At 60.9% G+C, this 11,817-nt stretch carries 11 protein-coding genes; 7 read left to right on the forward strand and 4 right to left on the reverse strand.

Annotated elements, in window-relative coordinates; all coding sequences use genetic code 11:
• Window positions 1-197 precede the first annotated feature (197 nt).
• Window positions 198-1,493, forward strand: coding sequence for a DEAD/DEAH box helicase (locus tag ISM_RS03700; protein ID WP_009812771.1), 1,296 nt, complete (start codon window positions 198-200; stop codon window positions 1,491-1,493).
• Between the two features lie 75 nt (window positions 1,494-1,568).
• On the opposite strand, the gene ISM_RS17655 is transcribed toward ISM_RS03700, so the two are convergent.
• Window positions 1,569-2,549, reverse strand: coding sequence for a response regulator (locus tag ISM_RS17655; protein WP_050754103.1), 981 nt, complete (start codon window positions 2,547-2,549; stop codon window positions 1,569-1,571).
• Between the two features lie 403 nt (window positions 2,550-2,952).
• Here ISM_RS17655 and ISM_RS17660 point away from each other — a divergent pair, with 403 nt between their 5' ends.
• Entirely contained in the window at window positions 2,953-3,969 is a 1,017-nt protein-coding gene (locus ISM_RS17660; protein WP_009812774.1) for a response regulator, read from the forward strand.
• Here the strand turns inward: ISM_RS17660 and ISM_RS03715 are convergent, their stop codons facing one another.
• Window positions 3,970-4,536 (reverse strand): acyl-homoserine-lactone synthase, encoded by a 567-nt coding sequence (locus tag ISM_RS03715; RefSeq protein ID WP_254655642.1) that lies wholly within the window; start codon window positions 4,534-4,536, stop codon window positions 3,970-3,972.
• Window positions 4,537-5,008: 472 nt separating this feature from the next.
• On the opposite strand from ISM_RS03715, the gene ISM_RS03720 reads away from it, so the two are divergent.
• From ISM_RS03720 to ISM_RS03730, 3 genes are all read left to right on the forward strand, one after another.
• On the forward strand, window positions 5,009-6,358 hold the full coding sequence (locus tag ISM_RS03720) for a sensor histidine kinase (protein WP_198011645.1): 1,350 nt from the start codon (window positions 5,009-5,011) through the stop codon (window positions 6,356-6,358).
• Window positions 6,359-6,500: 142 nt separating this feature from the next.
• The gene (locus ISM_RS03725) at window positions 6,501-7,472 is read left to right on the forward strand and encodes a response regulator transcription factor (protein ID WP_009812777.1); all 972 of its coding nucleotides are present in this window, start codon (window positions 6,501-6,503) and stop codon (window positions 7,470-7,472) included.
• 34 nt (window positions 7,473-7,506) lie between these two features.
• Window positions 7,507-7,896 carry an Hpt domain-containing protein gene (locus tag ISM_RS03730; protein ID WP_009812778.1) on the forward strand — a complete coding sequence of 130 codons (390 nt, stop codon included), beginning with the start codon at window positions 7,507-7,509 and terminating at the stop codon, window positions 7,894-7,896.
• Between the two features lie 37 nt (window positions 7,897-7,933).
• Here ISM_RS03730 and ISM_RS03735 read toward each other — a convergent pair whose 3' ends face one another.
• Window positions 7,934-8,488, reverse strand: coding sequence for a carboxymuconolactone decarboxylase family protein (locus ISM_RS03735; RefSeq protein WP_009812779.1), 555 nt, complete (start codon window positions 8,486-8,488; stop codon window positions 7,934-7,936).
• A 228-nt stretch (window positions 8,489-8,716) separates the two neighbouring features.
• Here ISM_RS03735 and ISM_RS03740 point away from each other — a divergent pair, with 228 nt between their 5' ends.
• Entirely contained in the window at window positions 8,717-9,316 is a 600-nt protein-coding gene (locus ISM_RS03740; RefSeq protein ID WP_009812780.1) for a TetR/AcrR family transcriptional regulator, read from the forward strand.
• A gap of 2 nt (window positions 9,317-9,318) precedes the next feature.
• On the opposite strand, the gene ISM_RS03745 is transcribed toward ISM_RS03740, so the two are convergent.
• Window positions 9,319-10,233 carry a LysR family transcriptional regulator gene (locus ISM_RS03745; protein WP_083780892.1) on the reverse strand — a complete coding sequence of 305 codons (915 nt, stop codon included), beginning with the start codon at window positions 10,231-10,233 and terminating at the stop codon, window positions 9,319-9,321.
• A gap of 173 nt (window positions 10,234-10,406) precedes the next feature.
• Between ISM_RS03745 and ISM_RS03750 the strand changes: the two genes are divergently transcribed.
• A complete protein-coding gene (locus ISM_RS03750) occupies window positions 10,407-11,747 on the forward strand; it encodes an NAD(P)/FAD-dependent oxidoreductase (RefSeq protein ID WP_009812782.1) in 1,341 nt (446 codons plus the stop codon).
• Window positions 11,748-11,817 lie beyond the last annotated feature (70 nt).

The following is an 11,817-nucleotide window of genomic DNA, read 5'->3' on the forward strand; positions in this document are numbered from 1 at the left end:
GCCCCCAGATCGGGCGCATCAGCACATCTTCTCCAGTTCCCATTCACGCAGGGTTCTCTTGGCCATGGCCGGGTGCCGCGGGATACGCCTGCGCATTCGAGGTCACGGTTCACCCTGTCGCGTGGCGCATGAGGCGTGGCGCGAAACTTGCTCCTGCGGGCCGTTGGCGTCGTGGTGGGCGCTATAAAGGAATACACTTGTTCGATTTTGACATGCTCGGTCTCGCACCGGCCCTCAACGAGGCGCTGACCCGCGCCGGTTTCTCTGAACCCACCCCGATCCAGAACCAGGCGATCCCGCTTGCGCTCGAAGGTCACGACATTCTCGGCCTCGCCCAGACCGGCACTGGCAAGACGCTGGCCTTTGGCCTGCCGCTGATCAACCACCTGCTCGCAGAGCCCGGCAAACCGGCGCCCAAAACCGCCAAGGCGCTGATCCTCGCGCCGACCCGCGAACTGGTCAACCAGATCGCCGACAGCCTGCGCAACCTCACCGACGGCACCAGACTGCGCGTCGCCACGGTCGTTGGCGGCCAGTCGATCAACCGTCAGATCACCTTCCTCGCCCGTGGCACCGACATCCTCGTCGCCACCCCGGGCCGGCTCATCGACCTGATGGACCGCCGCGCCGTCGATCTCGGCTCGGTGCGCCACCTGGTGCTCGACGAGGCCGACCAGATGCTCGACCTCGGCTTCATCCACGCCCTGCGCAAGATCGCGCCGCGCCTCGGCACCCCGCGTCAGACGATGCTGTTCTCGGCCACCATGCCGAAACAGATGGAAGAGCTGAGCCGCGCCTATCTCGAGAACCCGCGCAAAGTGCAGGTCTCTCCCCCGGGCAAGGCCGCCGACAAGATCACCCAATCGGTGCATTTCCTCGAAAAACCCGCCAAACCGTCGAAACTGCGCGAAATCCTGTCGCGCGACATGGACGCGCTGACGCTGGTCTTTTCGCGCACCAAACATGGCGCGGAAAAGCTGATGAAAGGCCTCGTGGCCGACGGCTATAACGCCGCCTCGATCCATGGCAACAAGAGCCAGGGCCAACGCGACCGCGCCATCAAGGCCTTCCGCGCGGGCGAGATCAACGTGCTGGTGGCGACCGATGTCGCGGCCCGTGGCATCGACATCCCCGGCGTCGCCTATGTGATCAACTACGACCTGCCCGACGTGCCCGACAACTACGTGCACCGCATCGGCCGCACCGCCCGGGCTGGCCGCGAAGGCGAGGCCATTGCCTTTTGCTCGTCAGAAGAGGCCGATCTCCTGCGTCAAATTCAGCGCCTGATGAAAATCGACATCCCCGTCGCCAGCGGCACCCTGCCGCAAGGCGCGGCCGATGAGGCGCGCGGCGCGAAACCCGGTGGCAATCGCCGTCGTGGCGGCCGTGGCGGCCCCCCTGCCGCCAACCGTGGCGGCAAACCCGCCCATACCAAGCCCGGCGGCCAGTCCAAGGGCCGACGCCCCCGCCGCCGCAGCGCTGCTGCCAGCTAAGCAACAGCTCAGCGACAAAAAGAAAGACCCGGCCGCCCTCGCGACCGGGTCTTTTCTTGCGTCAAATCAATAGGATCAGGCGGCGCTGACCGCGTTCTGTTCGAGATCGCGACTGTCCATCCGGGCAATCGCTGCCTTGGACGCGCGGCAAAAGTTGAGCTTCGGCGTCGGGTTGATCTTGAGCGCCGACCCCATCACCAGATCGACCGGCACATCCTGCACAAAGCCCGATGTCTCCACCAGTTTCCGCAGCTTCAAAAGCAGCGCATCTTCCATCTTGGTCAGGTTCCGTGTCGGCGCATGATGCGACGAGCACAGGAACACGCCATTGCCCATATGGGTCATGAACACCTGTTCGGGCGCGAATTCCTCGGTGATCGCCTTGGCGAACATCTTGAGGAACTCGAGGAACTCATCCGAGCTGGTGAGCTCGAACACCCGCGAGATGTACTGTGCCTTGATCGCGGTCAGATGGATCTTGGCCTTGTCCTCGCGCGCCGCCTGTTCGAGGTAATTGCGGAACACCGGCAGCGCCAAGAGATTGTCGCCGCTCACATGTTGCTCTTCATCGACCATCACCGGCGGCATGTCCTTGGACTTGCGCACGCTGGCACGGCCCACGGCGGGCTGACCGACACTGTTTTGCAGCGCGAGATAGCTGTCGAGCGCGGCACGACGTTCCTGCACCAGCGCATGGGCGACACGGATCCGGGTCACCACTTCGACAAAGGCAAAGGGCTTGGTCACATAATCGGTGGCACCGGCGGCAAAGGCGCGTTCGACGACCGCTTGCTCCATATGTTTGGTGATCATCAGGATCGGCGCGTTGCGATAGCGGTCGAGACGGCGAATATCGGCACAGAGCTCGATCCCGTCGCGCTCGGGCATATCAATGTCGAGCAGCACGCAATCATAGGCGATCGACGTCTCGCGCAGCATGTCAAAGGCACGTTTGGCAGAGGTCTCCAGCGTCACATGCTCATGCCCCGCCTGGGCCAGGCATTCGCCCAGAATATCAAGTGCTATCGGATCATCGTCGACTGCCAGGATTTTCATTTTGCCACCTTCGTACACAGCTCGTTTGTCTCAGGGATCGTCACCGCCTGAGGTGGTGCGTCTCTCTCCCATAGATTGTTAAACATAAACTTTGTCGAAATTAAGGAGCGTAACTTTCCGACTCTGAGCAGGCGTATTTTCGCCAGTCGCGACATTTCCCGCCCCTCCCGCCAAAGAACGGTCGCTTTTGGCGGCCAAGCGGCCAACACCCCCCGGTTGCCGATCTTCTTCTGACCAATTCGTGTCGCGATCCTGCCCCATTGATAAATTTATCGTTAAAATCCAACAGGATAGATTTTGACGCATTTTTTCGGATTTTTTCCACGATGCCAGCAAAAAGCCAAACTCGCTTTTTATACATCTCTAAGATGAGTAAGTGAAACCATGCCTTGGGAGGCACAACATGCGTATTTTGTTGGTAGACGACGATCCGATTTTTACCGAGTTGCTGCTCGCGCATTTGGGGCATCAGGGGCTAACCGATGTGGAAACCGCCGCGTCGGCCAGTGCGGCCCTGCAACTGGCGGATCAGGCGCGGCTTCCCTATGAATGCCTGCTGCTCGACATTCAGATGCAAGGCATGGACGGGATCGAGCTCTGCGCCGAGATGCGCCGCCGCGACGACTATCGCAACGTGCCGATCATCATGATCACCTCGGGCGACCCGGCCCAATATATGAACAATGCCTTCGCCGCCGGCGCCACCGACTTTATGCAAAAGCCGCTCAACGTGCCGGAACTCATCGGGCGCATGAATATGGCGATGATGCTGGTCGACTCGCTGAAAAAGGAACGGATGAGCCGCGAAACCATCCGCGAGATGGTGACCCGCCCCTCCGCCCATGATCAATTCGACCCGTCCGAGCGGTTCACCTTCTCCGAAGTGTCCGGCATGGTCGATTTCTTTCAGCTCGAAAACCGCATCCTGCGGATGCAGAGCGGCCTCTACGCGCTGAGCCTCTTCCGCATCCAGGTGCAGGATTTCGGCACGCTCGGGCGCTATTCCGACCGCAGCGAGATGCAACAGCTCCTGCATGCCATGAGCACGGTCATCACCCATTCGGTGAATGAAAGGAACCTGCTCATCTCCTACCTGGGCCATGGCCGGTTTGCGATCTGCGTGCTGGGCCGGACCCCTATCGTCCTGCCGCTGCTGCAACTTAAACTTGCCGAAAACATCGAAGCGGTGAGCGATCTGATCCCCGATCTCGGCGGCCGCAAGGTCACGCTCAAGGTCTCGGCCCTGTCGTCGCGCCGCATCCTGTCGACCCAGGCCGCGCTCGACCTGCTCGAACAAGAGATGCAATCGGTCAGCGTGCTCGCCGACACCGAACTGCCGCGCGTCGAGGCGATCGAGGAAAACATCTTCCGCAAGGCCAAGCTTCTGGGCGAACGGCCCCGGCCTTTGCTTCTGGGCTGATCAGGCGCTGTGGCGCAAAGCGGGCTGTTGCCGGTCCTTGTAGGGCTGCACCACATTCATCAGCGCCGCCTGCGTCCGGTCGCCCGCGATATTCATCTCGGGTCCGAGCGGCGTCGCCGTCATTCCGATGCGCTTCATCCATCGGCTGAAAACCGCCGGAACAATGCCGATCACCGCCTCTGCGCCCAGCGCGCGGGCCGAGGCCGCCATATATTCGAGCAGGATCTTCTGCACCAAAAGCCGCCGTTTGCCATCCACCGAGGGCGCCACAAAGAGCCGCGTCGCCTCCCAGATGTCATCCCGGCAAGGTGCCTCGACAAACAGCACATCCGCCGGAATGTTTTCCAACAGCCCGCGCTGCGCGTCGCGCAACATATAGGTGTATTGCCCGCATTGCGCCGTGGTTGGCGTAAGCCGCATTCCGGCAAGAATGCGACCGTATTCATGGATCACCACCCAGCGGCTCAGCGGGGTGTCATATTGGTCGAATTCCATCCCCTCGGACTGCGGCAATTCCCAGCCTTTCATGTCTATAAAGACTTCGCGCCGCACCTTGAGATAGTTCACGAACAGGTTGCCATGCTGGTGAAGGTTCGCAAAAGACAAGGTAGTGCCTTGAATCTCCGAACTCAATTCATGCGTCGGCAGGATAAACTCGGGCTCTGCCTTCGGGGTTTTCGGCGGCTCTGCACGAAACCGGAACGGTGTCAGATCCTCCTGAGGCACAAGTTCGGGGAACCGGGAAGGTGCCGGTCGCATCCGTGTATGCCGTGAAAACAAGCCCATAGTTTTTCGCCTTGGTGATTACGATTCGATAAAATCACAGGTTGAATCTAAACGCCACAGTTTTGCCTCATAAATGCGGTAAACAGGATATATTGAGTTGGTACAAATGCCTATTAGATAATCACCAACGCGGAGTTGGCCTCAATAATTGGCCCATCTGTGCGTTTAAAAGCGGTAGCGTTTAATGGATTTTGCGTCCTTCAACTGGTCTCAACGGCGAGACACACGGTCGATCTTTCTCCTGACCTCTCAGATGAAAGACTACGCCCGCGTTGGCACCTCGCTGTTCTGGCAGCGCCAGATGATCTATGCCGCCGCCCTGGGGCTCGAAGCCTATTATTACAGCTGGCAACTGGCCCTTTTGAACCTCGCGTTGATGATCATCTCCGAGATCTACGACTTCGCCTGCTTCCGCAAAGTGCTGCGGATGAACGCCCGCGATATCAAATCCGCCCGCAAATATATCAAGCTGATTTACCTCGGCACCGCCATCAGCGCGGCCAATATTTGCATCTATGCGTTAACGGTCGCGATTCTCCAGGGGCACACCACCCACTTCCTGTCGATGTTCATGCTCTTCGCCGCGGCACTCTTTGCCTCGATGAACAACCACCAGTTGATTCCGATCCTGATCTTTCGACTGGCCATCTATGGCGCGACCTTCCTCTTCATCCCGATCTACGACATCTGGGCGACCAATGCCCCGGTGACCTCGGATCTCTGGATGCAGCTCTTCACCAGCCTCTTCGTGATGTTCTTCATCATCGACTGTAGCCGCGTCTCCTCCGGCCTCTACCGCCGCACCCTGCAACAGATGGCCGATTTGCAGACAGAGCACGAAAAGACAAAAGAGGCCTCCGCCGCGAAATCCGAATTCCTCGCCACGGTGAGCCATGAACTGCGCACCCCGCTGACCTCGATCAAGGGCTCGCTCGATCTGATCGCGGCCCGCGCGCTCGGCGAAATCCCCCCCAAGATGGAACCGATCCTGACCATCGCACAGCGCAATTCGACCCGGCTCAACGCGCTGATCAACGATCTTCTCGACCTCCAGAAAATGGAGGCCGGGCGCATGGACTACTTCATGGAAGAGCTGAACGCAGCCGAGTTCCTCGAACAATCCATCGCCACCAACGAACCCTTCGCCCAGCGCTTCGACGTCACCTTCGAACTCGAACCGACGCCGGCCAACCTCTTCATCACCTGCGACGCGAGCCGTCTCGACCAGGTGCTGTCGAACATCCTGTCGAACGCCGCCAAATTCTCGGAAACCGGCAGCACCGTCTCGATCCGCAGCGATGTCGTGGGCGCGATGCTCCGGGTGAGCGTGATCGACCGTGGCGTCGGCCTGCCCGAGAACGTCAAGCAAAAGGTCTTCGACGAGTTCAGCCAGCTCGATTCCTCGGACAAGCGCAAGGTCGGCGGCACCGGCCTCGGCATGAACATCTCCAAGCGCATCATGGAAGCCCATGACGGCCGCATCGATTATGTCAAAAATGAGGGCCCCGGCACGACCTTCTTCATCGAACTGCCCCTGGCGAATGTGGGCAAATCGGCCGAGATGCCCCCGGCACGCGGACGCAACCTCCGCTTGAGCGCCTGACACCCAACTCTCCTAAAATTCCCCTGTCTTTGAATGACTACGGTTCGGCCACAGTTTCGCCGAACTCCTATGGGAATCATTAGTGTAGTAACTGGTGTTCTTTGGGTGACGTGGAACTCTCCGATAAAAGGCAAAAAAGACTATGAGAATTCTCGCGGTAGATGATGACCCAATCATCCTGACGCTCCTTGTCGAGGTGCTTCGGGCTGCAGGCTTTACCGACGTCGTGACCGCCGAGTCCGGCGCCGATGCGCTGCGCGCCATCGACACGACGAACACGGCCTTCGACTGTTTCCTGCTCGACATCCAGATGCCCGAAATGGACGGCATCGAGCTGGTGCAAAAGATCCGCGGCTACAAAGCCTATGAGGCGACGCCGGTTCTGATGATCACCGCCATGTCGCAGCGCAAATATATCGACGCGGCCTTCGCGGCAGGCGCAAGCGATTATATCACCAAACCCTTCGAGATCGGCGAAGTCCACGCCCGGCTGCGCCTCGTGTCGTCGCTGGCCGAAACCCGCCGCGCCGGGGGCATCCCCGAACATCACGAAGAGATTGCCACCGATCGCCCCGTCGATCTGGCACGCCGCGTGAAACTGCATGATGTCGATGGGTTCATCGACTATCTGGCGATGGAAAACTACCTGCTGCAGGTGTCGCGGATCTCGCTCATCGGCATGCGGACCTTTGGCGTCATCATCCCGGAGATGAAGCGCGTCCTGGCCCATTCGACCCCCTATGAATACGAATCCGTTGTCGCCGATATGGCCGAAGCCATCTCTGACACGCTCAAGCCGCAATCCTTCTTTGCGGCCCATGCGGGCGGCGGCGAATTCATCTGCGTTCTGCTGAACTGCAATTCTTTCGACGGCGATGACTTCAATCACCGCCTGAACGAGACGATCACCGAAATGGATCTCCATTACAGCAACGGGGCGCCGATGTCGCTCCGCGCCGTGGTGGGGGATGATTTCTCGCTCAAGCTCAAATCGCCCAAGGGCGTGTCGCAAACCTTGGTGCAGGCGCTCGCCGCCGCCGAAATGGTCGAACGGCAGCCGCAGCGCAAAGAGCCGCAGAAATCCTCGCTATTACAATTGTTCGGCTTCGGTTAACCTCTCCGAAAAAGACCCGGAGGACAGGTTGCTGATGCAGGCACAAGACGCGTTTTCCGCGGGATTGCAAAAGGTGCGATCCCGCTTCCTCGAACAATTGCCGGAACAATCCGCGATGATCCGGGACATCTGGGCGCAGGTTCAATCCGCCCCGGACAAGCCCTCGCCGATCCTGCCCGACATCGGGCGCATCGCCCATCGCATCGCCGGCACCGCCGCCACATTGGGCTTTCCCGAACTGGGCCGCCTTGCCGCCACGCTCGAAGATGCGGTGACCGAGGCCCATGATCACCCCGGCGGCATTGCCGCGCTCACCGCGCCGGTCACCGCCATGCTACAGGAAATGGCCCGCGCCGCAGAGACCGAGAACCAGACCGAGACTGGGGCCGAGACCGGCGTGCAAACGAAAACGGGGCAGGCCTGACCGGCCTGCCCCGCTGATCCGCGCGCTGGGCGCAGGATTACCCGGCTTTCTGCCAGTTGTATTTTTCGTTCACCTTATCCACCGGCGTTTTCGCCAGATGGTTGGTGTAGTTCGACATGATCTTCTGGCTATAGCCAAGGATCACTTCGAGAACCTGCTGCTTGGTGAACCCGGCATCGAGGAATGTCTGCACGGTCGCATCGTCGAGGAAGCCCCGCTCGCGCACCAGCGCCAGGGTGAAATCGCGCAGCGCCTCGAGACGGGCGTTGGGCAGCGGCGTCTCATTGCGCAGCGCTTCGGTGATCTCGGCATCGACGCCCATCATATTCGCGATGGCGGTGTGGCCGGGCACGCAATAGTGGCATTCGTTCTCGACGTTGATCGCCTGCCAGACGACGGTCATCTCGTCCTTGTCAAAGCTCGAGTTGACGAAGAGCTCATGCAGCTTCTGGTAGCCTTCCAGGAGGCCCGGCGCTTCGGCCATCACCGCATGCAGACCGGGAACCCGGCCAAAGGCGGCTTTGGATTTCGCCAGAAGCGGCTTGGAGGCGTCGGGGGCGGTGGTTTCGTCGTGCAGGGTAAATTCAGTCATGTCAGAGGCTCCTCATCTGTGCCTTGGGTGATTGTCTCCCCCGTCATGTGCCTATTTTTGAGCGATCACTCAAGTCTATTTTTGAGCGATCACTCAAATGTGAGCTGAAAGCCGCAAATCGGCCAAGACAAACCCCGTCAGGCTGGCTATGGTGCGTCCCCAAAGCCGGAAAACCGGCACCGTCGGGTTACCGACGCAATACCGACATGTTACCGACCGGCGAAAATCATGGCACGTTCCCCCTCTTACAACCGCGACGCGGCGCTCGACACGGCGCTCGATCTGTTCTGGAAGAAGGGCTATCACGCCACCTCGCTCAAGGATCTCGAGGCCGCGCTCGCCATGAAACCGGGCAGTATCTACGCCGCCTTCACCAGCAAGGAGGCGCTCTATCTCGCCGCGCTGGAACGCTATTTCACCCGCAACCGCGCCGCGCTCCAGACCCTGTTTTCTCAGGCTGACGCGCCCCTGAAGGCCCTGGCCGATCACCTCCGCGCCACCGCCCAGAGCCGCCGCCCCACCGCCCCGAGCCAGGCCTGCATGCTGGTCAAAACCATCCTCAGCGCCACCGCCGACGACAGCGCCCTCGCCCAGGCGGCCCAAGGCTATATGACTGAAATGTCAGGTGTTTTTGCCGCAGCCTTTGACCGGGCCCGCGACTTGGGTGCGCTCCCGCGCGAGGCCGACACCGCCCGCCTCGCCCGCCGCTATCAGGCCAATCTCACCGCGCTCCGCATCGAAGCCGAGAGCGGCACCGACCCCCAGGCCCTCGCCGATCTGGCCGAAGACATGGCCCGCGACATCGAGGCTCTCGCCCAACCCGCCTGAGCCTATTGCTCGGCCCCGTCATCCTTGACGGCAAAGGGTTTGAGCCCCTCATGCAGCTTGTCGAGGAACAGCTTGGCGGCAATGCCCAAGGGCTGTCCGCGATGGGTGATCACCACCATATCGTGATAGATCGGCGGATGAAATTTGCGCCAGACCACCCCATCCTTGAGATCCGCCTTGCCATTCACCGGATCGATGATCGACACATCCCCCCCGGCCGCCACCATATTGCGGGCAAGCGCATAAAAATAACTGGTACAGCTGCGTTCATAGACCGCATCGGCCCGCACCATCTGGTCCTCGAATTGCCGGTCGACACTGTGGTCCCCGGTCACCCCGATCACCCGCCGCCCGCTCAGAAGCTGCGGCGTGATCACCTCATGGCTGGTCAGCGGATCGTCCTTGGTCATCACACAGACGCATTCCATCCGCATCTGCTCGCCCTCGAGCCCCGCCACCGGCATCGGCGCGTCGATCAGCCCGATATCGACCTGACGGCTCGCCACCATCGAGGCCACCCGCCGCGACGACCGCACATGAAGGTTGGTCCGGATACCGGGGTTTTCCTTTTGAAACTCGGCAATGACGCGCGGCAACATATTGACCGACATCGCCCCATTGGTGGCCACCGAAATGGCGCCGGCTGACCCGGCCCGGATTTCATCCGCCCGTTGATCGATCCGGGTCAGCGCCGCCAGCCCGTGGCGGACCTCTTCGCGCAGCAAGACCGCTTCGCGCGTTGGCGCAAAAAAGCCCCGATCCCGGTGAAACAGCTTCATTCCAAACTCTTCTTCGAGCTTGCCTAAGGCCACGCTAACGGCGGGTTGAGAGAGGTTGAGGCGCAGCGCCGCTCGGGACACGGACCCGGCTTCGAACAGGGCGTTGAACACTTCGAGGTGGCGTATCTTCAATCGCATAAGGCTTCCTAGCAAACAGTATTAATAAATCGAATGGAGGTATTTTCTATATTCAATTGCCTAATCAATGGTTCATTTCTAACACTGAGTCGCACCGGCTGCGACCCAAACGTAACTGCTGCCACTATTTCAAAATTTAACAAGATACTAGGAGAGCCCGGTTGGCGCCGACAATGAAAATCTCGTGTAACGGTTCCGTGTGGGCCCAATCCTGGACCGACCGCCCCTATTGGATCGATGGCGAAACGGCCCTGCCAGACATGGCCGAACGGCCTGATACACAGGCCGATGTGGTGATTATCGGCGCGGGCTACACCGGGCTCAACGCGGCGATCGAGACGGCGCAAGCGGGACGTAAAACCATCGTGATCGACGCCCAGGACGCGGGCTATGGCTGCAGCACCCGCAATGGCGGCCAGATCAGCACCAGCATCAAACCCTCGCTCGCCAAGCTCAGCGCGCGGTTCGGCCCAGAGCGTGGCCGCGCCATCCGCCGCGAAGGTGAAACCGCGCTGCAATGGATCGAGGACCGCATCGGCAGCCTCGGCATCGACTGCGATTTCGACCGCCCCGGCCGCTTCCACGCCGCCCACACCCCGCAAGCTTATGATCAGATCGCCCGCGAAGCCGAACAGCTCGGCCGTGAAGAAGGGATCGAGGCCCACCCCATCCCCGCCGCCGAACAGCACGCCTATCTCGGCAGCGACGCCTATTTCGGCGGGGTCCTCTTTCCCAACCACGCCTCCATCCATCCCGGCAAATATCATCGCGGGCTGCTGCGCGCGGCGCTGGCGGCAGGGGCAAGTCTCGTGCCGCATTGCGCCGCCATCGGGATCACCCGGGTGGCGGGCGGCTTTGAGGTGCAGACCGAAAAGGGCAAGATCCACGCCCGCGACGTGATCGTGGCAACCAATGGCTATACCGGCGCGGCAAGCCCCTGGATGCAGCGTCGGGTCATCCCCATCGGCAGCTATGTGATCGCCACCGAACCCCTGCCCGCCGAGCTGATGGACCGGCTTTTTCCGCAGAACCGCATCGCCAGCGACACCTGCAAAGTGGTCTATTACTACCGCCCCTCGCCGGACCGGACCCGCGTTCTCTTTGGCGGGCGCGTCTCGGCGAGCGAGACCGACCCGGCGGTCAGCGGCCCCAAGCTCTATCGCGACATGTGCCGCATTTTCCCCGAACTTTCGGCCTATCGCCTGACCCATAGCTGGGTCGGCATGGTGGCCTATACGTTCGACGAGCTGGCCCATACCGGCACCCATGACGGGGTGCATTATGCCATGGGATATTGCGGCTCGGGCGTGTCCATGGCCAGCTATCTTGGCATGCGCATGGGGCAAAAGGTGCTCGGCCTCGCGGAGGGAGAGACCGCGTTCGACGACCTGCCCTTCCCGACCCGCCCGCTCTATGCGGGCAAGCCCTGGTTCCTGCCGCCGATGGTGGCTTGGTACCGCTGGCGGGACCGGATGGAATATGGCCGCGCCCAGCGCGCGCTCGGCCAATCCTAGAGACAACCGGCGCGGATCATCGCCACCGCGCCGGGACAATCCATAGCAAGGCGAGACCCCCAAGGCCCAA

Origin of the sequence: Roseovarius nubinhibens ISM, from assembly GCF_000152625.1 — a bacterium.
Lineage (GTDB): Bacteria > Pseudomonadota > Alphaproteobacteria > Rhodobacterales > Rhodobacteraceae > Roseovarius > Roseovarius nubinhibens.

Coding starts and splice junctions, on each gene's coding strand:
- ISM_RS03750 (WP_009812782.1), top strand. CDS start 10,407: ATGAAAATCTCGTGTAACGGTTCCGTGTGGGCCCAATCCTGGACCGAC.
- ISM_RS03740 (WP_009812780.1), top strand. CDS start 8,717: ATGGCACGTTCCCCCTCTTACAACCGCGACGCGGCGCTCGACACGGCG.
- ISM_RS03725 (WP_009812777.1), top strand. CDS start 6,501: ATGAGAATTCTCGCGGTAGATGATGACCCAATCATCCTGACGCTCCTT.
- ISM_RS03730 (WP_009812778.1), top strand. CDS start 7,507: ATGCAGGCACAAGACGCGTTTTCCGCGGGATTGCAAAAGGTGCGATCC.
- ISM_RS03720 (WP_198011645.1), top strand. CDS start 5,009: ATGAAAGACTACGCCCGCGTTGGCACCTCGCTGTTCTGGCAGCGCCAG.
- ISM_RS17655 (WP_050754103.1), bottom strand. CDS start 2,549: ATGAAAATCCTGGCAGTCGACGATGATCCGATAGCACTTGATATTCTG.
- ISM_RS17660 (WP_009812774.1), top strand. CDS start 2,953: ATGCGTATTTTGTTGGTAGACGACGATCCGATTTTTACCGAGTTGCTG.
- ISM_RS03745 (WP_083780892.1), bottom strand. CDS start 10,233: ATGCGATTGAAGATACGCCACCTCGAAGTGTTCAACGCCCTGTTCGAA.
- ISM_RS03735 (WP_009812779.1), bottom strand. CDS start 8,488: ATGACTGAATTTACCCTGCACGACGAAACCACCGCCCCCGACGCCTCC.